General features: G+C 35.3%; 24 protein-coding genes, 2 pseudogenes and 1 riboswitch. Of the genes and pseudogenes, 17 read left to right on the forward strand and 9 right to left on the reverse strand.

Annotated elements, in window-relative coordinates; translation table 11 throughout:
* Positions 1–459: 459 nt before the first annotated feature.
* The 8 genes and pseudogenes from sigX to ACFCYJ_RS01565 all read left to right on the forward strand — a co-directional run bounded on the left by sigX (position 460) and on the right by ACFCYJ_RS01565 (position 9,063).
* On the forward strand, positions 460–993 hold the full coding sequence (gene sigX / locus ACFCYJ_RS01530; RefSeq protein WP_376069741.1) for an RNA polymerase sigma factor SigX: 534 nt from the start codon (positions 460–462) through the stop codon (positions 991–993).
* Complete coding sequence (locus ACFCYJ_RS01535) at positions 990–2,276, forward strand: RNA polymerase subunit sigma (RefSeq protein ID WP_376069744.1); 1,287 nt, start codon at positions 990–992, stop codon at positions 2,274–2,276. Before sigX ends, ACFCYJ_RS01535 begins: the two co-directional genes overlap by 4 nt.
* Before the next feature lie 313 nt (positions 2,277–2,589).
* Positions 2,590–2,780, forward strand: a riboswitch (FMN riboswitch).
* 222 nt (positions 2,781–3,002) lie between these two features.
* Positions 3,003–3,587: an ECF transporter S component gene (locus ACFCYJ_RS01540; protein WP_376069747.1), complete on the forward strand. Its 585-nt coding sequence runs from the start codon at positions 3,003–3,005 to the stop codon at positions 3,585–3,587.
* Positions 3,588–3,660: 73 nt separating this feature from the next.
* The gene (locus ACFCYJ_RS01545; RefSeq protein ID WP_376069750.1) at positions 3,661–4,584 is read left to right on the forward strand and encodes a tyrosine-type recombinase/integrase; all 924 of its coding nucleotides are present in this window, start codon (positions 3,661–3,663) and stop codon (positions 4,582–4,584) included.
* A 14-nt stretch (positions 4,585–4,598) separates the two neighbouring features.
* Positions 4,599–4,793, forward strand: a complete 195-nt coding sequence (locus ACFCYJ_RS01550) for a hypothetical protein (RefSeq protein WP_376069753.1) — start codon at positions 4,599–4,601, stop codon at positions 4,791–4,793.
* A gap of 975 nt (positions 4,794–5,768) precedes the next feature.
* Entirely contained in the window at positions 5,769–6,680 is a 912-nt protein-coding gene (locus ACFCYJ_RS01555; RefSeq protein WP_376069756.1) for a glycine betaine ABC transporter substrate-binding protein, read from the forward strand.
* 262 nt (positions 6,681–6,942) lie between these two features.
* Positions 6,943–7,200: pseudogene (locus ACFCYJ_RS01560) on the forward strand (cytidine deaminase); the annotation flags it as partial.
* 516 nt (positions 7,201–7,716) lie between these two features.
* The gene (locus ACFCYJ_RS01565; protein WP_376069759.1) at positions 7,717–9,063 is read left to right on the forward strand and encodes a sodium-dependent transporter; all 1,347 of its coding nucleotides are present in this window, start codon (positions 7,717–7,719) and stop codon (positions 9,061–9,063) included.
* 181 nt (positions 9,064–9,244) lie between these two features.
* Here ACFCYJ_RS01565 and ACFCYJ_RS01570 read toward each other — a convergent pair whose 3' ends face one another.
* Genes ACFCYJ_RS01570 through ACFCYJ_RS01585 form a run of 4 tightly spaced genes read right to left on the reverse strand, consistent with a single transcriptional unit; the run spans position 9,245 to position 12,964 of the window.
* Positions 9,245–9,631 carry an STAS domain-containing protein gene (locus tag ACFCYJ_RS01570; RefSeq protein ID WP_376069762.1) on the reverse strand — a complete coding sequence of 129 codons (387 nt, stop codon included), beginning with the start codon at positions 9,629–9,631 and terminating at the stop codon, positions 9,245–9,247.
* Positions 9,632–9,685: 54 nt separating this feature from the next.
* Entirely contained in the window at positions 9,686–11,380 is a 1,695-nt protein-coding gene (locus tag ACFCYJ_RS01575; protein ID WP_376069764.1) for a methyl-accepting chemotaxis protein, read from the reverse strand.
* 27 nt (positions 11,381–11,407) lie between these two features.
* Positions 11,408–11,830 (reverse strand): ATP-binding protein, encoded by a 423-nt coding sequence (locus tag ACFCYJ_RS01580; protein ID WP_376069766.1) that lies wholly within the window; start codon positions 11,828–11,830, stop codon positions 11,408–11,410.
* 3 nt (positions 11,831–11,833) lie between these two features.
* Positions 11,834–12,964: a SpoIIE family protein phosphatase gene (locus ACFCYJ_RS01585; protein ID WP_376069769.1), complete on the reverse strand. Its 1,131-nt coding sequence runs from the start codon at positions 12,962–12,964 to the stop codon at positions 11,834–11,836.
* Positions 12,965–13,420: 456 nt separating this feature from the next.
* Between ACFCYJ_RS01585 and glnA the strand changes: the two genes are divergently transcribed.
* The gene (glnA, locus tag ACFCYJ_RS01590) at positions 13,421–14,755 is read left to right on the forward strand and encodes a type I glutamate--ammonia ligase (RefSeq protein WP_376069772.1); all 1,335 of its coding nucleotides are present in this window, start codon (positions 13,421–13,423) and stop codon (positions 14,753–14,755) included.
* A 109-nt stretch (positions 14,756–14,864) separates the two neighbouring features.
* Here glnA and ACFCYJ_RS01595 read toward each other — a convergent pair whose 3' ends face one another.
* The 3 genes and pseudogenes from ACFCYJ_RS01595 to ACFCYJ_RS01605 all read right to left on the reverse strand — a co-directional run.
* On the reverse strand, positions 14,865–15,968 hold the full coding sequence (locus ACFCYJ_RS01595; RefSeq protein ID WP_376069775.1) for a hypothetical protein: 1,104 nt from the start codon (positions 15,966–15,968) through the stop codon (positions 14,865–14,867).
* 128 nt (positions 15,969–16,096) lie between these two features.
* The gene (locus ACFCYJ_RS01600) at positions 16,097–16,576 is read right to left on the reverse strand and encodes a hypothetical protein (RefSeq protein WP_376069777.1); all 480 of its coding nucleotides are present in this window, start codon (positions 16,574–16,576) and stop codon (positions 16,097–16,099) included.
* A 29-nt stretch (positions 16,577–16,605) separates the two neighbouring features.
* A pseudogene (locus tag ACFCYJ_RS01605) lies at positions 16,606–16,781 on the reverse strand (IS1595 family transposase); the annotation flags it as partial.
* A 218-nt stretch (positions 16,782–16,999) separates the two neighbouring features.
* Between ACFCYJ_RS01605 and ACFCYJ_RS01610 the strand changes: the two are divergent.
* Complete coding sequence (locus tag ACFCYJ_RS01610; protein WP_156304561.1) at positions 17,000–17,176, forward strand: sporulation protein Cse60; 177 nt, start codon at positions 17,000–17,002, stop codon at positions 17,174–17,176.
* 22 nt (positions 17,177–17,198) lie between these two features.
* Positions 17,199–17,408 carry a hypothetical protein gene (locus ACFCYJ_RS01615; RefSeq protein ID WP_376069781.1) on the forward strand — a complete coding sequence of 70 codons (210 nt, stop codon included), beginning with the start codon at positions 17,199–17,201 and terminating at the stop codon, positions 17,406–17,408.
* Between the two features lie 31 nt (positions 17,409–17,439).
* Here the strand turns inward: ACFCYJ_RS01615 and ACFCYJ_RS01620 are convergent, their stop codons facing one another.
* Complete coding sequence (locus ACFCYJ_RS01620; RefSeq protein WP_376070018.1) at positions 17,440–17,769, reverse strand: NUDIX hydrolase; 330 nt, start codon at positions 17,767–17,769, stop codon at positions 17,440–17,442.
* A 134-nt stretch (positions 17,770–17,903) separates the two neighbouring features.
* The gene (locus tag ACFCYJ_RS01625) at positions 17,904–18,065 is read right to left on the reverse strand and encodes a hypothetical protein (RefSeq protein ID WP_376069784.1); all 162 of its coding nucleotides are present in this window, start codon (positions 18,063–18,065) and stop codon (positions 17,904–17,906) included.
* Between the two features lie 220 nt (positions 18,066–18,285).
* Here ACFCYJ_RS01625 and ACFCYJ_RS01630 point away from each other — a divergent pair, with 220 nt between their 5' ends.
* The 6 genes from ACFCYJ_RS01630 to ACFCYJ_RS01655 all read left to right on the forward strand — a co-directional run bounded on the left by ACFCYJ_RS01630 (position 18,286) and on the right by ACFCYJ_RS01655 (position 25,814).
* Entirely contained in the window at positions 18,286–19,146 is an 861-nt protein-coding gene (locus tag ACFCYJ_RS01630) for an AraC family transcriptional regulator (protein ID WP_376069786.1), read from the forward strand.
* Positions 19,147–19,806: 660 nt separating this feature from the next.
* Positions 19,807–20,547 carry a GntR family transcriptional regulator gene (locus tag ACFCYJ_RS01635; RefSeq protein WP_376069789.1) on the forward strand — a complete coding sequence of 247 codons (741 nt, stop codon included), beginning with the start codon at positions 19,807–19,809 and terminating at the stop codon, positions 20,545–20,547.
* A gap of 18 nt (positions 20,548–20,565) precedes the next feature.
* Positions 20,566–22,092, forward strand: coding sequence for a xylulokinase (gene xylB / locus ACFCYJ_RS01640; RefSeq protein WP_376069792.1), 1,527 nt, complete (start codon positions 20,566–20,568; stop codon positions 22,090–22,092).
* A 66-nt stretch (positions 22,093–22,158) separates the two neighbouring features.
* Complete coding sequence (locus ACFCYJ_RS01645) at positions 22,159–23,013, forward strand: glucose 1-dehydrogenase (RefSeq protein ID WP_376069795.1); 855 nt, start codon at positions 22,159–22,161, stop codon at positions 23,011–23,013.
* Between the two features lie 156 nt (positions 23,014–23,169).
* Positions 23,170–24,219 (forward strand): substrate-binding domain-containing protein, encoded by a 1,050-nt coding sequence (locus ACFCYJ_RS01650; RefSeq protein ID WP_376069797.1) that lies wholly within the window; start codon positions 23,170–23,172, stop codon positions 24,217–24,219.
* Between the two features lie 113 nt (positions 24,220–24,332).
* Positions 24,333–25,814 (forward strand): sugar ABC transporter ATP-binding protein, encoded by a 1,482-nt coding sequence (locus tag ACFCYJ_RS01655; RefSeq protein WP_376069800.1) that lies wholly within the window; start codon positions 24,333–24,335, stop codon positions 25,812–25,814.
* The last annotated feature ends 2 nt before the right edge of the window (positions 25,815–25,816 follow it).

A 25,816-nucleotide genomic window follows, 5' to 3' on the forward strand; every position in this document is an offset into this window, starting at 1 on the left:
ACAGAAAACATTTGTTGCTGTCGCTGCGCTTTCACGCAGATAAACAATGTGTCCGAAATCGGCTTTGTACTTGCACAAAGCCGATTTCGTGACACCCACTGAAAAGTAGCTTAAATACGGATTCTTCTCACCATCTATAGAGGTGGGAGACTTCTGTACTTGCCGTTTCACTTACGTTACATAAAACATCTGTACCTGCCGCTACGCTTTCGGTACAAAAAACATTTGTACCTGTCGCTACGCTTTCGGTACAAAAAACATTTGTACCTGTCGCTACGCTTTCGGTACAAAAAACATTTGTACCTGTCGCTACGCTTTCGGTACAAAAAACATTTGTACCTGTCGCTTTGCTTTCGCTGCCAACAACCTTGCTGAAAGAAGTTAAAAAATGGTGTTAATTGGATGTAACTTCTATGAACATTAAGACGACAAATATAAATAGAACGGGGGTGGAGTGCTTTGAATGACTCCGTGTTCCATCGATTATACGATGCATATCATCAAGACGTGTTCCAGTTTCTTATTTATTTAGTAAAAAACCGTACACTTGCTGAGGATTTAGCGCATGAGGTTTATGTTCGCGTATTGCGCTCATATGATAAGTTCGCAGGCAATAGCAGCGAAAAGACATGGCTTTTTGCTATTGCTAAAAATGTCGCTATTGATCATTTTAGAAAGCAGGCTGTACGCCAAAAACATTCACTTGATTTTTTTGATTGGGAAACGGAACAGCTACATTCAACCACACCATTACCCGAAGACGTGCTGCAGGCAAGTGATGAATTTATGCAGGTTCAATCAGCACTTGAACACTGTACAGGTGACCAAAAAATGGTCATTATTATGCGTTACTTTCAAGATTTATCGATTGCAGAAACAGCACAAATATTAGATTGGACAGAAGCGAAGGTAAAAACTACACAGCATCGTGCCATAAAATTTTTAAGGCAACAGCTACAACAGGTTAGAGAACAGGAGGCGAAACGGCAATGACACATAATCAATTCGATGATGACCAACTGGAACATATATTGAATAATGCCCCTAAGCTTTCTGACCGCCGTTCGAAAGAAGAAATATTAAATCGATTATTGGCAGATGCTCGCTTGCAGGATCATGTCCAACTTCAGGCTATACAACAACCAATTGATGATGAAATAACATCGCAAGAACAACATAGGCAACAAGAAAGTACCGAGGTAGCGACAATAAAGAAGGAAGGTCGTAAATGGCCAATCTTTATGAGTATTGCAGCTGTCTTCGCTTTAACAGTACTTACAGGCTCTATGTTCATGAATAATAATGATGCAAAAATGGATCAGGCTAATGCTCCTGAAACTTCTCAATATTCAACAATGCAGGATAATCGTGCAGCCAATAGCTCTATCCATGATCGTATTATGGAGTCTAACATAGTATCAGAACATTCACGGATTATGTCTCTACGATCATCTGTTTATGAAGATGATTTAACTGATGCTGTAGCATTCCATATTGGTTTGGCAAATCGTGATAAGGAAAGCGTACCGATGACGTATGTTATTCCAAATGAACGAGTGGCTACTGATTTTGGAAAGAAAAAGCCTACAACATTACAAATGTATGAACAGTATGCGCCACAAATTGATGAGGAAGCAAATGGTTTTACTAATTATCATCCATATAAAGGAGAATTGAAGGAGAAGGGCGATCAACTGGTTCATGTATTGCCGAAGAAAAATGAATATGATGTCGCTTCTAAAGATGCTGGAGAATATTTAGGGACATTACAAGATACTTTCTCAGACTCAGAGTATAAAGCTATTGAATTCAAAAATCCTGATGGTACAGCAAACGAGCTTTCCGAAGAAGAAGAGACAAGAAAGTCTATGGCACTAACAAGTTCAAATCATTTTAATTATTATTTATATAAAGATGAAAATGGAGTTGAATATTTATCACCCGATTCTCGTAAAACCTTTTCCACTGTAACAGAAGCTCTTACCGATATGAGAGCAAAAAATGATGATGCATACGTTCCAGTCATTCCGGAAAATATAACATACACAGTGAAAGAGGTAGCAGAAGGCGTTATTGTTACATTTAACGAGCCGCTTGATTTAACGACAATGGAAGTGGTTCGAGCAACCCAATTAATTGAAGCAATGATGCTTACTGCTGCAAGCTTTGATCAACAAGTACGTCTAGACAATGTTGTACAGGAGAGTTGGGAAGGATTTGATTTGAAAAATTTCTTGCCAAAGCCTGTAGGAGCCAATAAACGATATATGCCATAAATAGCATAACAACAAATAAATCATGTAATTTTATAAGTGAATTTTTCGGAGCATTCTCGCCGCTATATGTGCGTGAATGCTCTTGTTAGTTTAACATCTTTCAGCAAATGTTTTTTGTAGCGAAAGCGAAGCGTCAAGTACAGAAGTCTCCCACCTCAATGTTGGTCACTCAGTCGTTACCACTGGACGTGGCGTTCTGAGCTATTAGCGAGTATCTGCAAAACATACAAGTTTAATCGGAATTTTTTAAGCAAAGCTATTTACTTTTCCTTCATAATTCATTATAGTAAGGCTATGAAATAAAAAAATATTGATTCATCTTCGGGGCAGGGTGAAAATCCCGACCGGCGGTAATAGAGTTGTAAATCGCTAATGTTTTTCATTAGCTCGAATGATTTACTAAAAACTCTTCAGCCCGCGACCTGTGCAAATAATTTTTTTTGCATGGCTGACTTGGTGCAATTCCAAGGCCGACAGTTAAAGTCTGGATGGGAGAAGATGGAGGTACGATCGTCATTCATTGTTATGAATTTAGCTATGTACGAGCGTTTTTTCGTTGTGGATTTACACAGCGGTAGCTCGAAAGTAGTTAATTAGTGGCGTTCTTTAATTATGCCTATTCTCCCTTATGCTCTTTTTGCATAAGGGTTTTTTCATAATAATAATTGATGAGGTCGTAACCTTTCTTCTTGCGAGATTGAATCAGCAAAGAGGAGAGAGTTTTCTATGAAGAAAAATGTTAAACTTCAATCGTATATTACGATTGGTATGCTGAGCAGTATTTCGTTTTTATTAATGCTTTTTAATTTCCCAATTCCGCCATTTCCAGCGTTTTTGGAAGTGGACTTCAGTGATATGCCAGCATTACTAGCGGCAATCACTATGGGACCTGTAGCCGGTATTTTAGTAGAATTATTTAAAAATGTGTTGGACTGGGTTTTCTCAGGCACGCCAACGGGAGTACCGGTAGGACATATCGCGAACTTTGTAACAGGTATTTTATTTATTCTACCAGTGAGCTTTGTTTTTAATCGCTTTAAAACAGTTAAAGGCCTTATCGGAGGTTTAGCTGCTGGAACAATTGTAATGGCAGTAGGAATGAGTATTCTAAACTATGCAGTATTTTTACCTATGTACACTTACTTTTTAGGTATGGAGCCTGTTGTAGGTGATTCACTATATAAAATGATCGTAGCTGGTATTTTGCCATTTAACATTGTGAAAGGTATTTTAATTACTATCATCATGGCATTGCTATTTACAACAATGCGTAAATGGATTGATCATCAGCGTTCTATGTATATGAGTTAATTTCGTGAAAAAAAGTATGATTTAGGATAGTGTTCAAGTAATGACACCTTATTGGACTGTTAAAGTCTAGGAGGTGTTTTTTTTGTTGCTTAAATTTGCGATTGCAGATTTTTTAGAGGAAAAAGAGTTACAGAATTTAAGCAAAAGTACATTAGATGGATATAGAATATTTTTCCGTGAATTCAAACGCTGGTCGACTGAAAACGAGGTATTAGATGCTTCAGATGTCACACATGCCCATATTAAAAGTTACTTATTATATTGTAAAAATGAACGAGGGAATAATCCAACTACGATTAATGTTAAGCTGAAAAATCTCAATACTTTTTTCAACCACTTATTGGGTAACGAGTATATTAAATCTAATCCATGTAAAAAAGTAAAACGTCAAGAAACTGACTATCGTATTGAAGTATTCACGGATTCGCATATTCGACAAATGCTTTCCTATTACAGAAGGTTGAGAAGAAAGGATCATGAATACACGGCATACAGAAATCACACTATTATTATCTTATTGCTCGGTACTGGCATTAGAATTGGAGAATTAAGAGGGATTAAGTGGTCAGATATTGATGAACAACATTTTCAGTTATATATATTTGGGAAAAATAGAAAGCAGGAAACAATGCCATTAACAGACAAGGTTATTGATGAGTTAAACGAGTTAAAGGCTTTTTGTACTCGCTACTTTAAAGAATTGCCAGAATACGTCTTTGTTAACAGGGATGGCTCGCAAATGGCTTATGACTCAACTAAAAGCGTGTTTCAACGTCTGCAAATAGCTATGAACTTTAAAGATGTTAGATTGTCGGCTCATACGTTCCGTCATACGTTTGCTCATCGATTTTTAGTTAATGGAGGAGATGTATTCACGCTACAAAAGATTCTCAGACACTCATCATTAAATATGTCTCAAAAGTATCTTGCACTGTGGGGATCGGCTTTAAAAGAACAGAATGACAAATACAATCCATTAAATAATTTAGACATTTAGGAAGGATAAACCATATGAAAACAATTATCCATGAAACTTTAAATGGTATGCGTCAAATTACAACACAATACAATCCTGAATTTAATTCAGTATCCTTTGAGGAAAATACTTTGCTACACAATGGTAGGCAATTTAATATAAGCCGAATGACATTGAGAAAAGAAGATGTACAAGCCATGCTTCAATATTTTGAGGAATTAGAGAAATAAGCAATAAAATAGAGGGTTAGCACTCGCAATGCTACCCTCCAACGCATTTAGCGGTACACCAATACAACTAAATATGAGCGTTTAACATGCCTTCATTCTACTTCAAAAAAAGTGGAAATGCAAAGTTATAGTTTTCTATTGTCTTTTTTAGGTAGCATGAGGTCATGTTGGCTCGTTGGTGGAAACCTAGTAACACCAATTGAATCTAAACTTGACAGGTTACTACCTTCCCATCGCACACAAAGGTATAGGACACCACTACAAGCTTCCTTGTTTGCTTGGGTGTCTGAATGGTGTTAGCGACCATAAACGGCTAGGGGAGGAAGGTCTGAGTAGCTACGGCTACGCAGGATACATCACACATTGTAATTTAAAAATGTAAATCTTTTCGAATAATATTTAAAAACTAATTTTAGTTATAACTCCTACTGTTTAATCTAGTGCTCCTAAAAAATACATCTACTTATATAAGGGAACATATGTATCGTAGTTTACTCGAACCTCGTTTAAATACCCCATTACAAATGGTAATTTTAATATGAGCAAAATGCTTCCTGTAAAAAAGAATATATTTGCTATTGAATTTCTGTTCAATTTTTTATCCCCCAACCAATAATTACGTTTTATTAGGAATTAGTAAACAATATCATCTTTTACCTTCATTTTAATATATTCATTCTATTTATTAAACAAATTATGGAAATGTCTCACGGAAAAATAACCTTATGGATAGGCTATTTTTATTTTTTTAAAATAAAGAACTGAGAGCCGTTCAAAGGCTTTTTTTTTTGTGAAGAATTATGTTAGTAAACGTGCAAAAATGGGTATTTAAAAGATTGAGTGGTTTGACAAAAGTAACAACCTGTGGTTAAAATCAAGTTGTTACTTTTGGTAGCGGAGTAAAAAATTTTTAATAAAGAGTTTCTTAGGAAGTCTCTAAAACTCTAAGTTTTCAAACTAGGGGGATGAAAAAAGATGAAATTGAAATCTGTAGGACTCACTTTAGGGTTAGCTATTTCGTTACTTTTAACAGGCTGTGGAGATGGAGATAGCAAAAAAGACATTGGCAATTCAACAGGAACTACGCCAAGCATAGGGGAGCAAGTGGACTATAAGATTATAGGAATTGAACCAGGAGCTGGGTTGACTGGTCTGGCGGAAAATACTATAGAGAAATATGAAAACTTAAAAGGCTGGGAGCTTGAACAAAGTTCTACACCTGGGATGTTAGGTTCATTAGAGCAGGCTATTCGAAATGAAGATCCAATTATTATTACCGGATGGACACCACATTGGATGTTTTCATCTTATGATTTGAAATTTTTAGAAGATCCTCAAGGGACATTAGGTGGATCGGAAAATATCAATACACTTGCGCGTAAGGGCTTGGAAAAAGACTTACCGGATGCGTATACAATTTTGGATAGATTTTATTGGGAACCAGAAGATATGGAAGCTGTAATGTTTGAAGCACAAACGAGTTCATTTGAAGATGCAGCAGACAAATGGATAGAAGAAAACCAAGACAAAGTAAATGAGTGGACAAAAGATACGAAAAAAGTAAGCGGAAAAGAAATTGAATTAGCTTCAACACCTTGGGATTCAGAAAGAGCTTCGAGTAGTGTATTACAGGCTGTATTTGAAGAACTCGGATACACTGTCACAATCACACCTGTAGATCCTGCAATTATGTTTCAAGCTATCGCTACAGGCGTAGCTGATGCAACAGTAGCTGCTTGGTTACCAACAACACATAGCTCTTTTTATGAAAAATATAAGGATGACTTAGTTGATTTAGGTGAGAACTTAAAAGGTACAAAAAATGGATTTGTAGTTCCTGCATATATGGACATTGACTCAATTGAGGATTTACAGCCTAAGAAGTAATAAAAAGTTAACTACTGAATAATTTTGACCTTCAAACAGCCTTTCACATATTTAGCCCTAAAAATGCCTCGATGTTTATCTCATCGAGGCATCTTCACTTTTAAAGATACTTTAGCATATGTTTATTATTAATAGAATCTTTTGTTACATCTATTATACTGACAGATATCTATTTCACATATAGTATTAATAGTCCTGTCAACAAAATGTTGACGTTAAGGGAACTTTAAAAAGTTCATTCTTAGAAAAAAGGGTGGATATTATGAACAAAGAGTTATTAATGGAAAGTGCACGTAAGATGAAAGCGAAAGCATACGTACCCTATTCCAAATTCCCAGTTGGAGTAGCATTATTACTAAAAGATGGAGCTGTAATTAATGGAGTAAACGTAGAAAATGTTTCTCTAGGTGCAACTAACTGTGCAGAGAGAACCGCTATTTTTACGACAATATCAAATGGTTATCAAAAAGGTGATTTCCAGGCTATAGCTGTGGCAGGTGATACGGTGGATTTTCTTCCTACACCTATTCTTAACGCATTAAAAAATGTTAGAAATACAGAATTATTTGTTTATAACTTAGACAATGAAGGTATACTTCAGATTGAAGATTATAATACAGTTAAAGGTAGTTCGGTAAAAAAACCTGATCTTAAAAAAGTGTCTAAACGACTTAGGGGATATGTATATAAAGATCCTTCTTCAATACAAAGAGCATCTATCAAAGTTAGAGTCAGAAATAGATGCCCTCGCAATGCCATTTAACATTGTGAAAGGTATTTTAATTACTATCATCATGGCATTACTATTCACAACAATGCGTAAATGGATTCATCATCAGCGTTCTATGTATATAACAAAATAATTTAGATGAGATCTCGAGCTGTTAATCGCTCGAGGTTTTTTGTGTAGAATGAATAGAATGATTGAAGTGTTGGATAATATTGCGTAAAAGTAATATATAGAATTAATCTAGTCGAGTATAGTATTTTCATGTAGAATAAAGAAGAGTTTAGAGAGTTAGAGGAGTTTGAAGAGATGAGTGAAAAAAAGAGTCAGTGGTCTAGTAAACTAGGCTTTATTTTAGCATCGGCAGGAGCTGCAATCGGGCTAGGGGCAATATGGAAGCTGCCGTATGTTACTGGACAAAGTGGTGGAGGAGCGTTCTTCCTAATTTTTGTTCTATTTACATTGTTGATTGGTTTACCGATGTTATTATCAGAATATATTTTAGGTCGTGGTACTCAGTCTGAGGCTGTGACTGCATATAAAAAAATTGCACCGACGAAAACAGGCTGGGCTTGGGTTGGTCGTATGGGTGTGCTCGGTTGTTTTTTATTATTAACTTTTTACAGTGTTGTAGGAGGTTGGATTTTTATATATAGTGGCCTTGGTGTGACTGGGGCTGTTATTGATCCTGCCAATGACCCTAGTGAGCTATTTGGAAAAATTGTAGGGACACCGTGGATTACATTATTAGGTTTAGGATTGTTTACGCTAGTAAATGTACTAGTCATTTCACTTGGTGTGCAAAATGGTATAGAGAAGGCCAATAAGTGGATGATGCCTTTATTATTTATTATGTTTATTGTGCTTGTTGTGCGGGCTTTAACATTAGATGGAGCAATGGAGGGGGTTAAATTCTTCTTGTGGCCTGACTTTTCTAATATAACTGGTAAGGCTATATTAGAAGCGTTAGGGCAGTCCTTCTTTGGCTTAGCGGTAGGATTTTCTTGTCTTGTGACATACAGCTCATATTTAAAGAAGGATGTAAGCTTACCGAATTCTGCGGGCTCTGTTGTTCTTCTCACTGTGCTTGTATCGTTTTTAGCAGGATTAGCCATTTTCCCTGTTGTATTTGCTTTTGATTTAGAACCGGCATCTGGACCAGGCTTATTATTTACGGTTCTGCCAACAGCATTTAGTCAAATGCCATTTGGTGAAATATTCTTAGCGATGTTTTTATTATTATTTTTATTCGCAACGCTAACTTCTTCCTTCAGTTTATATGAAATTATCGTAGCGGCATTTATTGAGAAAGGGCGTATGTCTCGTTCTGCGTTGACAATGCTACTAGGTGTAGTAGTCTTTATTGCGGCGATTCCTGCAGCGCTTTCATCAAGTACATTAGCGGACGTGTCAATCTTTGGGAAAACAATTTTTGATGCAACCGACTTTTTAGTTTCTAATTTAATGCTTCCGTTGGGTAACTTATTGATTGCTATCTTTATTGCGTATGTAGTTGATAAAGAATTTGTGAAGAAAGAATTGTTAATAGGAAGTAAGTTGGGGCAGGGTTTCTATTCAACATATCGTCTTTTGATGTTAATAGTGGTACCCACTGTGATTATCGTTGTGTTTGTAAATATGCTATTACAATATTAAAGAGAGTAGGTTGCAATCTTTTTTACAGAATGCAACCTTCTTTTTTATCTTCAATCAGCAAATGTTTTGGTAGCGAAAGCGAAGCGTCAGCTACAGCAGATTCCGACCTCTGAAGGTAGTGATAAAGCCTGGACGTAATTACATCCAGGCGAAATTGATAATGATGGGGGCAGCAATAGGGTTAGTATTCGCTGAGCGAGAGCTCGCCTAACCAGCCTTCTTTCATGATTTGTCTTGCTTGCTCTTCGCTTTCAGTAAGAGGGAATACTTTATCGACTTGCGAAATAGCAAACAAGTTGCGAATGAAATTATCGACGACAATAATGGCGATTTTCTTTTCTTTTACAGCTACTTTCTTTGCGAAATTGACGATCATGCCAAAGCCGGTACTATCAATATTTGTAACCTTTTGCATATCGATAATGTATCCATGCTTTGTTTCCAAGCTTAACGATTGAAGCTCTTTTTTTAACTCTTCAATCATCCCGTATTCTAAATCGCCAGTAAACGCAATCAAAATATAATCAGCCCTTGTGTCAATATCCATCGCAATTTTCTTCTGATTCATACTATAGCGCCTCCATTTTCTTTTTCATGTTAGGGAATTCTAAATCTATAGAAATTAAAACTTGAATTTATTGACTTCATTTTGTAATTTATCAGCAATTGATGCTAATTCATCTGAACTTTGCGTAATTTCTGCAACGGTTGCATATTGTTCTTCTGATGTTGCGGCTATTTCTTCTGTTGCTGCTGCAGAGTCTTCAATGATACGGGAAATATCTTGAATAGCTTGTTGAACACTTAAGGAGTTGTTGTTTACATGCGTAAATGCAGCTTTCATTTGCTCAACGCCTTTTTCTGTTTCTTCGACTTTTTCAACAATTTCCTTTAAAGCTGTTCCTCCTTTATTGATAATTGTTACTTGCTCCTCTACTGCTAGCAGATTGCTTTCCATTGTGCGAACGGTCACAGAGGTTTCAGCCTGAATATCATTAATGAGATTTGTAATTTGTCCTGATGCTAAACTTGATTGTTCAGCTAGCTGGCGTACCTCTGATGCAACAACTGCAAACCCTTTTCCTTGCTCACCTGCTCGTGCTGCTTCGATGGCTGCATTGAGGGCAAGTAGATTTGTTTGCTCAGCAATACCGGTAATAACAGTAATAATGCCACCGATTTCCTCGGAGCGTTTACCGAGTTTTTGGATAGAATCTGTCGCGTAAGACACTGTTTGTGTGACGTCGCTTAAATGTTTGATAGCCTCATTAATAGCCTCTTCACCTTTACGTGCAATATGGGTCGATTCTGTAGCACTATTTAACGTGTTCTCGGCCTTTTGTAAACTACTTGATACTTCTTCAATCGTTTTTTGCATCATTGACACTATTTGTTCAGCCTGATCAGATTGAGTCGTAGTGCCAACGGCGATTTCGTTCATCGTAAGTGCAATTTGGTTAGAAGCCTCACTTGTTTGGTGTGATGACTCTGCTAATGAATGCGATGAGTTAGTTATTTGGTTGGCGCTACTAGCTACGATTGTCATCGTCTCCGTTAAGTGATTTTTCATATCACTGAAGGCGTTTGCTAAAATAGCAATCTCATCTTTACCTTTAGGGTTTAATAACTTTACATTTAAATTTAAATCTGCTAATTCTTTAGCATTTGTACTTAAAATATTGATAGGGGTGATGATTTGTCGCTGTAAAAACCAACTAATTCCAACAATCATTAATATGGCAATTCCTAAGGAAATCGCTACATTTTCCAGTGCCGACTTTGTAGCGATGCTTATATAAGGAGAGGTTGGAACAGCTGTCGCCCATACGCCAATAACATCTCCTTGGCTGTTTAAAATGGGGTCGTAGGCTCCTTGATGCATACTACCTAGGACGTTTGCTGATCCGATAAAACGTTTTTTTTCTCCTAACACAACTTTCGCAACTTCGTCAGAAACCTTTGTATTTAATGCGCGTTCGCCATTCTCGACTATATTTGTACTAATGCGAGTATTGTTTTGGAAGATCGAGACGACGTTTCCGTTTGTTAGCTCTCCAACTTTATCAGCGACGTCAAAATTGTCTACCATTTTGACGTCGCCTTTATACAATTGATTGTTTTTAATGGACCATTCTCCAGGGAATTTAGCATCTAAATATTCATAGCCCAGTTGAATATCTGATAAAAGCTTTGTATTTGCGCTTTCTAAAAGATTTTTTTTGGCAACATAAAAATTTATTCCTGCTAAAAGTGTAGTAAGTAGCAAAATACACCCGAATATTAACAGGCTCATTTTCTTTCGGATTGACAGCTTCATGAAAACTCCTCCAATTTTACGTTTACTTTATACATGAATCTTTTTTGAAATACCAACTAAAAATTTTGTTGCAGATATATTTTCAAACCAAATATGGTCGACCATATTTTTTACAAAAAATAAACCTCGCCCACGATCTGAATAATCGAGTTCGTTTAAATCAAATTGTAGAGCCTTATTCCAATCCTTTTCAGCGATCCCTTTTGCTTCATCGGTAACCGTTATTTTTATTTCTTCATGAGAGTGGGATACATGTACTTGCATTACCTTTTTGGAGTATGGTTCAAGCTTTTCCATAGCTTCTACAGCATTTATAACTAATTCGTGTACGACAAATCGTATTTCTCTTTTAAAAGGTAGATTATATATATTTGTATAATTCTCCATAACTTGATCTACATAAGCTATAGCTTGTGTATCAGGATTTACATTGAGTATGAATTCCATCATCAATCACCGACCCTGTAATGTAATTGTTATTGAAACTACTGTTATATCATCGCTGTAATCATTGTCGAATAAGTCGTATTTTTGAGAAAATTTTCGCAAGGCATAGCTATTATCTTGTGAAGCGTATAAATGGAAAAAGTCCATATCAACGACTTGTTGCTCATTTATTGTCAATAATCCATCCGTATAAAGTATTAGGCGATGCCATCCGGATAAAGGTATCGTTTTTTTATTGATATGAATAGTTGGGAATAACCCTAGAATAGGTGTATTTGCTGGAAGGAACACCGTTTCTCCGTATTTTCCAAATAAGAAACCAGATGGATGAGCCGCATTAACATAGTGTGCAGTTCCGTTTTTCGTATCAATGAGTATGTAGATAGCTGTCATTAAAAAACGGTCCATATCTTCATCAGAAAATAACTCGTAAATTTGGCGATTAAGTTCTCGAATTACTAAAACTGGATCAATTAATTTCGTAATTATTCCTTTTAACAAAGATCTAATGGACATTGTAACGAGTGATGCGGCAATTCCATGCCCCATTGCATCGTAAAGAAGAATGGCAGTTAGATGTTCGTTAATCTTAAACCAACAATACATGTCGCCTCCTAATGTATTGGATGTAACATAAAGTCCATCGATCTGAATATGCTCAAGATTCAATGGGGGGGATAGTGCATTTTTTTGGAACTTCTTCGCGACAATTAAATCTTTTTGAATAATACTTTCTTGCTGCTTTCGGAGCTTTGTTTCCTTTTGATATTTAAGGGCCACCTGAATCCGAGTTTTAAATTGAGTGAAATCAAATGGTTTTAAAATAAAATCGAAAATCCCGGCTTCAAAAACCCTATCAATTGTAATGCTTTTTTCGTAAGTAGTAGAAAGAAGGATAGGGGTATCAACCCAGTTTTTCAGTTCGCCAATTTGTTGACAAATATTTTCGCAATTTTTAAGCGTCATTTTTGCATCGAGAATAATTAATTCCAGCTCTTCTTTCAAAGGATCTGATAAATAATTCATTGCTGCGTCAGTTGTTGTAAAGCAATGAATATTATTGATGTCGATACGATGAAAATATTTTTGCAGACGCAACGCATCATTACTTACGTTGCCAATAATTAATACTGACATGCTTCCTACATTCACCGCCTTATGTATCTTTAACAGAAGATAAAGCCTCGGACGAAATTACGCCAAGGCAAAATTGATATAATAATTTCCGACTATTATATATACGCCATATTTACTTATCTGATGAATAATATAGAAATTCTAATTTGCTATAAATTTACCAATAAATATGATATTATACAAGACTAATGTGATATAAAATATGGAAAAAAAGTTCTTGCTTCAAGCAATAAAGTCAAAATTGTTTTTAACAAAAGCGCTTTATTATAAGTCTAAAGACACCTTTAAATGATATTCAGAGAGGGGACTCTATCCATCTGAAAAAAAGATAAATATATTCGATAAAATGCATGTAACAAAACCTTACATAGATATTGTATTTTACATCCTTTTAATGTATTTTAAAAACAGTTATAAAAATCTGTGTTAATTAAAATTACATTGGAGTGGTGAAAAATGAAATGTTATACAAAAGAGGATATTAAACTTCGTGTTAAGGAAGAAAATGTGAAATTTATTCGCCTACAATTTACTGATATATTAGGAACAATAAAAAACGTTGAAGTACCAGTTAGCCAATTAGAAAAAGCATTGGACAATAAAATTATGTTCGATGGTTCATCCATTGAAGGTTTTGTACGTATTGAAGAATCAGATATGTATTTGCGTCCTGACCGTGATACATTCGTCATTTTTCCGTGGACTGCGGAGAAAGGCAAAGTGGCCCGTGTTATTTGTGATATTGTTAGACCAGATGGTACACCGTTTGAAGGCGATCCCCGTTCCAATCTGAAGAGAGTTTTAAAGGAGATGGAGGAGTTAGGTTTTAGCTCATTTAATTTAGGACCAGAGCCAGAGTTTTTCTTATTTAAGCTAGATGAAAAAGGGCATCCAACACTTGAGTTAAATGATAGTGGTGGATACTTCGACTTAGCCCCAACTGACTTAGGGGAGAACTGTCGACGTGATATCGTATTAGAGTTAGAAGAAATGGGCTTTGAAATTGAGGCATCACACCATGAGGTTGCACCTGGTCAACATGAAATCGACTTTAAATATGCAAATGCTATCGAAGCATGTGATAATATTCAAACGTTTAAGCTTGTTGTAAAAACGATAGCTGCACAGCATGGACTGCATGCAACCTTTATGCCAAAGCCACTATTCGGTGTTAACGGTTCTGGTATGCATTTCAACTTATCATTATTTGAAGGGGATAACAATGCGTTTTATGATGAACGTGCAGAATTGCAATTGAGCCAAACAGCGCGTAGCTTTATGGCAGGGATACTAAAACATGTACACGGCTTTACAGCTATCACAAACCCACTTGTTAATTCCTATAAACGATTAGTGCCGGGCTATGAGGCTCCTTGCTATGTAGCATGGTCTGCACAAAACCGATCACCACTTATTCGAATTCCAGCTGCAAGAGGATTATCAACACGTATCGAGCTTCGTTCTGTCGATCCGGCAGCAAACCCTTATTTAGCAATGGCTGTTATTTTAGCATCTGGGCTCGATGGAATTCGCAAAAATCTCACACCACCGGATGCAGTAGATCGAAATATTTATAAAATGTCACGAGCTGAACGTGAATTGAATGGTATCGACAGTCTCCCATCGTCATTGGAATACGCACTCCTTGAACTTGAAATGGATCATATCATACGCGAAGCACTTGGGGACCATATCTTTGAAAAATTCACTGCTGCAAAAGAAATAGAATGGAATAAATACCGCACGCGTGTCCATAACTGGGAGCGGGAAGAATATTTAAGAATGTATTAGAGGGGAGTGTTGGGGCTTGGTGCTCCAACACTTTTTTGATCTAAAATGTCTTTCAAATTTTATAAAGAAGAAGGCTATCCCAATCTTTCCTTGATAGGGATAGCCCTTTTTAGTTAGTTAGCTTACTTTGGATAACTAAATTATATTTTCCATTTGGAAGTTCTTGATCATGGATATAAACACCATTTTCAGCTGAAAATCTATAAAAGTTAGGTATTTCTAACCAGCCATCCTCAACTAATAGATGATCCTTTATCATAAATTTTTTATAGTACTCATTTTCATTGAAATATAAAAATATTTGATTATTAAAATCAGTGTTAAGATCACTTACACTATCAATATCCGAAACAACTTCTTGCGTATGATTTGTCGAAGCGTCATAAAAAATTAGCTTACCATCACCAGTTGAAGGTTCAGAAGGGTCGTCAAATGTTAGGTAAACCCATTGTCGATCATTTAGTAGTCTTGCCCTATCAATAAATTCATATGAACTCTTAAATTCTTTTATTTCTTTACTTTTTACATCATATAAATAGAGGTATCCAAAATGATCTTTTTCATCAGTAAATAATATTTTTCCATCCTTTGCAGACAAAGACATATTTCTGAATGTAAAGCTATTTGAATTAATTATACTTATAGTTTCGTCTGTTTTGAGATTCTTAAGCATAACTTCCGCTTTTTCACTTTTTCTGTCCTTTTTAATCCAAGTAGCGTAGTCTCCGATCAGTATGGGGAAATAATTAATAACATTTTCTTCATTTTCTTTTGTTAATGGTTGAATTTCTTGCGTCTTCAAATTCATAAAATATGGATTCAGATACCCTCCGTTTTCATCGGTATCTACCCACAATAACCAATTATCATTTAATTCTATCCCTTGAACTGACGGTAATTTAAATTTACTGTTAAAAATGGTTGTGCATTTTTGAGTCTTGCGATTGTATTGAACAATTTTATTATCAAGAGAAGGACTCTCTTGATCTACGCTCATATAAATATAGTCAGCATTACCCTTATATGAGGTGATATCAGTAAAAGGTACGTCTACTGTTTTATTAAAATCTTTATCGATTATTTGATAATAATTTGAACTTTGCGGTTTAATTAAAGATCTATTTGACAGTACACCATTATATACGGCTTTAAAAACAATGAATAGGAATATAGCTGCACACGATAGTATTATTGTTCGCTCTATTATTTTCAAGTGAATCTCTCCATTTGAACTACGATATTTTTATAGGCTACGTTAATGTTTAATGTTGTTTTTTAAAATGAATTTTAGGGAAAGGGCTTCTCAATCATATTTCAACTTCATGTAGTTCATAAATGCCGCTATATGGATAAATATTTTGCATAATCTTCGAACTGAGATAAATAATTCTTTAAATTATTACCCACTTCATTCAAATCACCATATATATTTTGGTCTGCTAAATAAAAAGCATCCGACAAGTAATTCATTTCAACCTCTATCCACTCATTACTTTCTTCTAACTGTAAATGGTCACTTAATCGAAATAACATTGAAAAAACGTCTGATACGTTGTTGATTGAAAGAAAATATTCGTTCAGCAGTCCGAGTAATATCTTAGAAGGAAGGTCGTCATTATTTAAACCTCCATTGAACAATTTTAATTTCGAACAGACATCAATGGGTTTTTCCTGTGAAGACAATGATATTTCAATTACTTCATACGGTGGATTATCAAGGCGTTCAATAACATTATCAGCCCATTTAATCACATCCTGAACAGTATAAAGACCTATTAAAATCCCTAACCTATATACTTCCGCCATTACATTTATATCCATACTAAAACTCCTATCTTTAGCAGAACCAGCTAAAAATTAAATATGGACAGACGAAGACTTTCAATGGTATCTGTCATTTCGAACAAAAAAGATGTAAACAAGAACTCTTTAATATTGTGTTTTGTACTTTCGTTACTACGATATCGACAAATAAGAACCAAGTAAGATAATTATCAAGATACTTAGTTGCAACACCTTTAAAACGAACTTGAGGGATTCATCTTAATGCTGATCCTAAGAAGTTGCTCAGCTTCGCTCCAATCATCTCATGTTTAAAAAGGAATTTGAAGCATATATTACCGAATATTCCGTATAATATTCTCGTGGTCTATCTACTCCTATTGCGTTCCCAGCTACTACCGAAAATATTTTGTGACAAATACTTCCTTTTAATCTATGATTAGAAGAAAAGGGTGAAAATGTATGACGCAAGCGACTCAAGTAGTAACGATCCAAAATAATGATATTGTACAATTTGAACATGATATTAATAACGCTCTATTGGATTTAAGCGAGTATTTAATAGTTGATATTAAATACAATACGTTATATATAGGGGAACATACAGTTATACATTCAGCTTTAATTATTTATAAATGATTGATCCAGAGGGGGAAATAACTTGTCGAAAATATATTGGGTATCCATTGCTAAAAGAACAGATGAATTTGAAGTGGAGCAGAATGTCATTGAAAAAATATTTGCGAAGAAATCGGAGCTAAAGGATTTTCTAGAACAAGAAGGCTATTGTAAGGCAGCGAGAAATCAATATATTAAAATCGATGATAAATTGATATACGAAGCGGCCGTTGAAAAGGTAAAAATGAAGTAATATTTTAAGAGTTTACCCGCGGAAGAGAGGTTTATTGAAAAAATGATAAAAGAAATTGTCTATCTTCAGGGAAGGATAATGTTAAATCGAGTAATTCATCTTTTGATTTCCACGCAATTTCATAAATCAATTCATCGGGATCATGTATCATCATTTGTCCACCAGTAATGATCGTCTCAAAATAACGAACTTCCACTGCATCATTATTTTTTTGTAACACTTCTCTGATGATGTCTACTACATATCCTGTTTCTTCATACACTTCACGAATACAACATACCTCGAAATTTTCAGTATCTTCTTTTCCGCCAGATGGTACTGCCCATGTTTTTGCCTCTTCTTTAGTACCTTGTAAAACCATCAATAATTGATTATCTTCATTTAAACAAATTCCTGCAGCTCCTTGCCATTTAACCAATATCAATACCTCCAATCTAATTCTGTTATTTAATACTAATTTTAACCTATAGTATCTAAAAGTTGAGATGAAATTTATTAATAACTATGTAAATAGGTTGATTGTAGTGGAGGCTGGGCGACTCTTCGGGGATCAGCAATAGAGGAACGAAGGCTAAAAGCATCACATCCTGTGATAACGCCTTCGTGACCAACATCGGTGCTGTTGCTGTCGCTTCGTTGCACTACGCTTTCGCGCAAAAAACATCTGTTGGCCCGAGACCCTGCAGCGAAGCGGATGTTTTCTGTGCGAAAGCGAAGCGGCAGCAACAAAGCGCACAGTCGGAACGGAAATCAATCCCACGCTATAGTGATGTGCCAATAAAAATAAAGCTTTCATTTTAACCAGTCCAAAGTTAGCATAAAAAGACAGGAATAACTAATTCTGATGTTTTAAGCTATAAACAAGGAGTGAGAGCAATTGAGTTGGATTGAGTCGATTCAAAAAGCAATAAATTATATCGAAGAGCATTTATTAGATGACATCACAATGGAGCAAATTGCACGAGAGGTAAATTCTTCGGTCTTTCATTTTCAACGGACTTTTTCGATTTTAACGGATATGTCTATTGCAGATTATATAAGACGAAGAAGGTTAACATTAGCTGCACAGGAGTTAATAAATACAGAGCAAAAAGTAATCGATCTCGCCTACAAATATGGCTACGACTCTCCTGAAGCTTTCACCAAGGCATTTCGTAAGCAGCACCACGTAACGCCTAGTGAAGCAAGAAAGAAGCAAGGACAACTACAATCATACAATCGCCTAATTATCCAGGTGAGCCTGAAGGGAGCAGAACCAATGAAGTATAAAATCGTAGAAAAAGAAAAGTTTCAAGTGGTAGGAGTGAAAAGAACGTTTAATTATCAAAATGGTGAGAATTTGCTAGAAATCCCGAAGTTTTGGGATGAAATTAACAGCAAGGGGATGGATCATCAATTATTTGCATTAAATAATGGAGAGATTAAAGGGGTGCTTGGCGTCTGTGCACCAAATGCCAGCGAACAAAATGGTTTTATTGATTATTGGATTGCAACGGATCATATTGGGGATGTTCCAGAAGAACTGAAAGCAATGGAAGTACCAGCATCAAAATGGGTTGTGTTTGAAGTACACGGTCCAATGCCGGATGCTATGCAAAAAACTTGGAAACAAATTTACTCTGAATGGTTCCCATCCAACCCGTACGAGCCTACTGGGACAGCTGAGCTGGAAGTGTACTCGGACGAAGATCCATTTAGTCCCGACCTTTATTCTGAAATTTGGATTCCGATTCAATAAAGATAAAATGGAATTGGTAAACAATTCGTTTGCCAATTCCATTTTTGTAGTGAGGATGCTTTATATAGTGTAGTCCAACATAAACACTGCATCTCATAACTAAAATATATCATTATGTCATTACATAATAACATTGATATATTTTAACTTAGTGCTATAATGAACTGTAAGTGAGTTCTGAATTTTCTAAAGTATATAATTTTTCAACGATTTTTCATTATTAATTATATGTAGAGGAGAGCTATATACACATATCTTCCTATAAAAAAGCTAGATATTGTAAGAGAAAAAAGCTTGAAAAATTTTTAGTGAGATTAGTTAATGTTGAGCTTTCTCTTTATTGATGATGAAAATATATCATTTACATTTGGTTTATATAAATAAAGTCCGATTTGTATTGTAATCAATTATGTCTCAGTTAATGTGTTTGTACAGATTTTCCCTTCGCTCATGCAGGAAATCCTTTTTAAAATCTGTGACGTTTAATAGAGGATTTATCTTGATTATTAACTAAGCATATATGTAAATATTTCAAAATACTTTGCTTTTAACTAGAACATTTATAAAATAATCTTATGGAAAGTTCTATATAGTAAGGAACTTTACTGACTAAAAAACGGGCTTATTTATTTTAAATAGCTGCATGTTGGAGGTTTAACTATGGCTCATCAATTAGATAAATCAGTACCAATTCCTTTGTATTATCAATTAAAGGAATTGATTTTAAATGATATTAAAAATGGAACATTAAAAGTAGGTGATGCGATACCAATAGAAAAAGAATTAAGTGCTATTTATGGCATTAGTCGAACAACTGTACGTCAAGCAGTAGCTGAACTCGTTCAAGAAGGATGGTTATACAGAGTAAAAAGTAAAGGAACATTTGTAAAAGCGCCAAAAATTGAACAAAGCTTTATTCAAGCACTTGGTTCATTTAATGATCAAATAAGAGACCTTGGTATGTCACCAAGCACGGAAGTAGTGGAATTAGAAGTAATAGATGTACCTGGATTTGTATCAGATAAATTAAATATTCCATTAGGCTCAAAAGTTATTTATTTACATCGAAGAAGATTTGCAGATAATGAGCCAATTGTGATGGTTAAAACGTACCTTCCATATGATAAATGTAAATTTGTGCTCGAAAAGGATTTTGTAAAAGAATCTTTGTATCCTATCTTAGGTGAATCTATAGAAACACAAATAAGTAAAATTAGACGTTATATCGAAGCAGTTGAATCGGAAAAATACGATTTTGACTATTTAAATATGGAAAAAGGTAAGGCGATCCAAAAATTTATTTCCATTGGATTTAACTATCGAGATGAACCAATTGAATATTCCATTGCACGATATAGAGGAGATAAAAATAGTTTTGAAATAATAATTACAACTACTTAAATAGGGGTGAGCAGAAAAGTGGAAAGATATATTTTAGCGCATGATCTTGGTACTTCTGGAAATAAGGCAGCGTTATTTCATGAATCAGGAAGATTAATAGATAGTTATATTTCTTCGTATCCCACTCACTATTTTAATGAAAATTGGGTAGAACAAAACCCAAATGATTGGTGGGATGCGGTTTGTTCATCTACTTTGAATATCCTTAAAAACTCAAATATTGACCCAAAACAAATAGAAGTAGTGAGTTTTAGTGGTCAAATGATGGGGTGTTTAGTAGTAGACAAAAATGGAGAGCCATTACGCCCATCTATTATTTGGGCTGATCAACGAGCAGTTAAGCAATCAATTGAATTAGGGAAAACCATTTCTCAAAAAGAGTTTTATCAGATTGTTGGTCATCGTAATACACCTTCTTATGGTATACAAAAATTAATGTGGATACGGGATAATGAACCTGAAATTTATAAAAAAGCTCATAAGACTCTAAATGCTAAAGATTATATTGTATTTAAATTAACAGGAAAATTTGTCACTGACTACTCGGATGGAAATAGTATGGGATGCTTCGATTTGAAAACGTTTACATGGTCTAAACATATTATCGAGGCAAGTGGCATTGATCTATCGAAATTACCGGACTTAAAGCCATCTACTTATCAAGCGGGTGTAATTTTACCGGATGCAGCAAAAGAAACTGGTCTTACTGAAGGAACAAAAGTTGTCATTGGTGCTGGGGATGGTGTGACAGCTAGTATCGGTGCGGGATCTGTTAGGGAAGGAAAGACGTATTGTTCTCTTGGTACATCTGCATGGGTTACTACGACTTCTAAAATACCTATTTTTGATCCAGAAATGCGCATTGTAACATGGGCACATGCTATTCCAGGATATTATGCGCCTAACGGTACAATGCAATATGCAGGTGGTTCGTTCAACTGGATGAAGGATACACTTTGTCAAGTTGAAATACAAACTGCTGAGCAAACAAGTAGTTCACCATATGATTTAATAAATAAAAAGATTGAAAAGGCGTCGCCTGGTTCGAGAGGTGTTCTATTTTTACCGTATCTTTTGGGGGAGCGAGCTCCCCGCTGGGACACCGTTTCTAAGGGAAGTTACTTAGGGATTAAATCAGATACCACCTATGAAGAAATGCTAAGAAGTGTTGTAGAAGGTGTTACCTATAACTTGGGGATTATTTTTGACATTTTAAAGGAGCATATCGACATTGATGAACTGATTGTGATTGGTGGTGTTGCTAAAAGTAGGGTTTGGTGCCAAATTATTGCGGATGTATTTCAGTTACCTGTCCATATCCCTAATTATTTAGATGAGGCTGGATCTATGGGTGCGGCAATTATAGGCGGTGTGGGCGCAGGTATTTATGATAGCTTTGATGTAATTGAAAATTTCTTGCATATTCAAGATTCACAACAGCCTAATCCACAGTTGGTCGAAATGTATCAACTTGCTAAAAGACAATTCGATGACTTTTACTTTGCTCTACAAAAGGTATATGAAAAATATAAAACTGTATATTAGTTTAATAATGAAGGATAAGTAGCTAAGTAATCATAAACTGAAATTTATGTATCTTCAATATTCTGAATGTTACGACTTTATGTCTGTGATATAGGCGATATTGATTTGAATAAGGTAGACGAAAAATGGGAGGGATGGATGGATGTGCAAATATTGAATGAGTTATTTTCATTAAAAGGAAAGACCGTTTTAATCACAGGAGGAGCTCGTGGCATTGGCAAGACTGTTGGAGAAAGCTTAGCTGAAGCGGGGGCTAATGTAGTTATTTTTGATATCAATGGTGAACAGGCAGAAGTGACAGCAAAAGAAATTGCAGAGAAAACAGGGAGAAGGACATTTTCTCAGGAAGTAGACGTTACAGATTATCAAGAAATTAAAAAGGCATTAGAACGTTCGATTCATGAAATGGGTAGAATTGAGTTACTTTTTAATAACGCAGGAATTGTTATTCAAAAGCCAGTAATTGAGTCAACACCAGAAGAATGGAACCGCGTCATAGATGTAAATCTAAATGGGGTTTATTATGTCGCTCAATTATTTGGTAAGTATTTAGTAGAAAATCAAATCAAAGGTGCTATTGTAAATACAGCATCAATGTCAGGTATTATTGTTAATTATCCACAATTACAGGCATCATACAATACATCGAAGGCGGGTGTTACACATTTAACAAAATCATTAGCTTATGAATGGGCTAAGTACGGAATTCGAGTAAATTGTATGAGTCCAGGATATATGTTTACGGAGCTTACAGCGTTTGTTCGAGAGGATTGGCGAGAACAATGGGCTACATTGACACCAATGAAACGTCTGGGTGACCCAGCAGAATTAGTCGGGGCAGTTATTTATTTATTATCAGATGCAGCATCTTTTACTACTGGAAGCGAGCTTGTAATAGATGGAGGATTTACGATTATTTAAGGTTTGAAAACTAAATATACTGAATAATTAAAAAATATAGTTGTAAACGCTTCCTTTAGATAGTATAGTATGTCTTATTAAGTTGTAATGTCATAACATAGTGATATTACGATAAATTCAAATATAAGGAGGAAAAACAATGAGAGTAAAAAGTTTATGTTGTTTCTAGCATTATTTGCAGTGATGCTTATCACGGCGGCATGTAGTAGGGATTCAAATTCAGCAGAAGATGGAAAAAGTGATGACACATTTAAAGTAGGTTTTGCTATAAAAACGCAAGATTCACCATATTTTGTATCTCTTGTAGAAGCTGTTAAAGAATATGCAAAAGCTGAAGGATGGAAAGTAACTGTACTTGATGCGAATGGTGATTCAACAAAAGAAGCCGAAAACATGGAAACATTTATTTCACAAGGTATGGATTTAATTTTCCTAGACGCAACTGAACCAGATGCAGTAGTACCAAGTATTAATAAAGCAGCTGAAGCTGGTATCCCTGTTATTAACTTAGATAGTGGTGTGGCAGAGGAAGCGAATAATGTAACGACTGTTTACTCTGACAATAAGCAAAATGGTAGATTAGTAGGTTTAGCCTATGCTGAGAAAATGGGCGATGCAGAAATTATTTCAATCATTTTAAGTGGAGCAAAAGGAAATGTAGCAGGTATGGAGCGTCGAACAGGTTTATTTGCTGGTATTTTAGAAGGTAAATTAGGTGTGTCAGAAGACGAGGCTTGGAAATTAGCAAACGAAATGGATGCACAACTTGCTTCAAGTGGTAAAGCTTCAAATGCAGATGCAAAATTTTCTGTAGTTGGTCAAGGATGGGGTGCTTGGACTCGTGAAGCAGGTTTAACTGCTGCGGAGGACCTTATTACAGCAAATCCAAATATTACGACTATATTAGGTGAAAACGATCATATGCTATTTGGTGCTATGACAGCCCTTGAAAATGCTAATAAATCAAATGTAGACATTGTAGCAGCAGCAGACGGTGCTATCGAAGCCTACGATTTAATTAAGGAAGGTAAATATTTCGCAACTGGTGAAAACAGTCCATTCAAGGTAGCTAAATTAGGTGTAGAAATTGCTAAAGAAATTTTAGTGGATGGCAAAGATCAAAAAAGCTATGAAGAAATTACGTTGACTCAACCAGCAGCAGTTACAAAAGATAATGTAGATGAATATTACGAGTTTGGTTTCTAAAAAGTTTCATATAAAGAATCCCTACTTTCTAAAGGTAAGAGTGGGGATTCTATATACATATAATTTATTTAGCTTATTAGTAAGTTGAAGAATAAGGAAGGAGTGTAAGCAAATTGGATTCTAAATACATCATCGAAATGAATCATATATCAAAATACTTTGGTGGTATTCAAGCACTGAATGATGTGCAATTAAAGGTGCAAAAAGGAGAAATACATGCTCTTATTGGTGAAAATGGAGCAGGGAAATCCACACTGATGAAAATATTGGCTGGAGCTTATGCAAAAGATACAGGTACGATTGTTATTGATGGTCTAGAAGCAAAAACAGCAACACCGAAAGCAATGATTGATATGGGAGTTTCGGTTATTTATCAAGAATTTATGCTTGCTCCCGATTTAACAGTTGCCGAGAATATTTATATTGATAAATTAAGCAACAGCGGTATTTTTATAAATTGGAAAAAAATGAGGGAAGATGCACAAAAAGAGTTAGATAAAATTGGGTTTGGTCATATTGATCCGAATACAAAGGTTGGAGAATTAAGTGTAGCCTATCAACAAATTATTGAAATTTGTAAATGTCTTGCGAAAAATTCTAAGATACTTGTATTTGATGAACCTACAGCAGTACTTACTCATTCTGAAACCCAAAAATTATTGGAATTAATCAAAAAATTGCAGGCACAAGGCGTAACAATTGTATATATTTCACATCGTCTTGAGGAACTATTTGCTATTAGCGATAAAATTACTGTATTAAAGGATGGAAAATATATTGATACGGTAGAAACGAAATCAATTTCAAAAGAGCAACTTGTCACAATGATGGTTGGACGAGAAATTCAAACATTATTCCCTGAAAGACAAGCTACAATTGGTCAAGAAGTTCTAAGAGTTGAAAATCTAACTACAGAAGAACTTATTCATAATGTAAGTTTTTCTGTTCAAGCTGGTGAAGTAGTTGGATTTAGTGGTTTAGTTGGCTCAGGTAGAACAGAGACGATGAGAGTTATTTTTGGTGCTTCTCCAAAAAAGGATGGAAAAATTATTTATTTTGGGAATGAAATTAATGTAAAAAGTCCTAAACAAGCCATTAAATTAGGAATTGGTCTATTACCTGAAGATCGAAAAAAACAAGGATTGTTGTTAAAACAATCTATTCGTTTAAATACAACAATGGTTTCCAGTCAATCTAATGGATGGATAGCACACTCTAAAGAAAAACAGAAAGTCGCAATGCTATTAGCTCGTATTAATACAAAGTATGGTTCAACAGAGGATCTCGCTGATAGTTTAAGTGGTGGTAATCAGCAAAAGATTGCACTTGCTAAATGGTTAGCAATTGATACGAAATTAATCATTTTGGATGAGCCAACACGTGGGGTAGACGTAGGTGCTAAAACGGAAATTTATAGGCTTATCAATGATTTGGCGGAAAAAGGCGTTGCTATTATTGTTATTTCCTCAGAAATGCCTGAAATTATAGGGCTTTGCGATCGCGCAATAGTAATGCGTGAAGGACAAATTACAGGAAGCTTAGAGAAAGAATCTTTAACAGAAAATAATTTAATTAAATTAGCGATGGGGGTTTAAGT

The organism is Lysinibacillus sp. NPDC056232 (assembly GCF_042267565.1).
Taxonomy (GTDB): domain Bacteria; phylum Bacillota; class Bacilli; order Bacillales_A; family Planococcaceae; genus Lysinibacillus.

Bases quoted from the DNA above. Each gene is read 5' to 3' on its own strand.
- ACFCYJ_RS01535 (WP_376069744.1), top strand. From the start codon at position 990: ATGACACATAATCAATTCGATGATGACCAACTGGAACATATATTGAAT.
- ACFCYJ_RS01540 (WP_376069747.1), top strand. From the start codon at position 3,003: ATGAAGAAAAATGTTAAACTTCAATCGTATATTACGATTGGTATGCTG.
- ACFCYJ_RS01550 (WP_376069753.1), top strand. From the start codon at position 4,599: ATGAAAACAATTATCCATGAAACTTTAAATGGTATGCGTCAAATTACA.
- ACFCYJ_RS01555 (WP_376069756.1), top strand. From the start codon at position 5,769: ATGAAATTGAAATCTGTAGGACTCACTTTAGGGTTAGCTATTTCGTTA.
- ACFCYJ_RS01565 (WP_376069759.1), top strand. From the start codon at position 7,717: ATGAGTGAAAAAAAGAGTCAGTGGTCTAGTAAACTAGGCTTTATTTTA.
- ACFCYJ_RS01570 (WP_376069762.1), bottom strand. From the start codon at position 9,631: ATGAATCAGAAGAAAATTGCGATGGATATTGACACAAGGGCTGATTAT.
- ACFCYJ_RS01575 (WP_376069764.1), bottom strand. From the start codon at position 11,380: ATGAAGCTGTCAATCCGAAAGAAAATGAGCCTGTTAATATTCGGGTGT.
- ACFCYJ_RS01580 (WP_376069766.1), bottom strand. From the start codon at position 11,830: ATGATGGAATTCATACTCAATGTAAATCCTGATACACAAGCTATAGCT.
- ACFCYJ_RS01585 (WP_376069769.1), bottom strand. From the start codon at position 12,964: ATGTCAGTATTAATTATTGGCAACGTAAGTAATGATGCGTTGCGTCTG.
- glnA (WP_376069772.1), top strand. From the start codon at position 13,421: ATGAAATGTTATACAAAAGAGGATATTAAACTTCGTGTTAAGGAAGAA.
- ACFCYJ_RS01600 (WP_376069777.1), bottom strand. From the start codon at position 16,576: ATGGATATAAATGTAATGGCGGAAGTATATAGGTTAGGGATTTTAATA.
- ACFCYJ_RS01610 (WP_156304561.1), top strand. From the start codon at position 17,000: ATGACGCAAGCGACTCAAGTAGTAACGATCCAAAATAATGATATTGTA.
- ACFCYJ_RS01620 (WP_376070018.1), bottom strand. From the start codon at position 17,769: ATGGTTTTACAAGGTACTAAAGAAGAGGCAAAAACATGGGCAGTACCA.
- ACFCYJ_RS01635 (WP_376069789.1), top strand. From the start codon at position 19,807: ATGGCTCATCAATTAGATAAATCAGTACCAATTCCTTTGTATTATCAA.
- ACFCYJ_RS01645 (WP_376069795.1), top strand. From the start codon at position 22,159: ATGTTACGACTTTATGTCTGTGATATAGGCGATATTGATTTGAATAAG.
- ACFCYJ_RS01650 (WP_376069797.1), top strand. From the start codon at position 23,170: ATGTTGTTTCTAGCATTATTTGCAGTGATGCTTATCACGGCGGCATGT.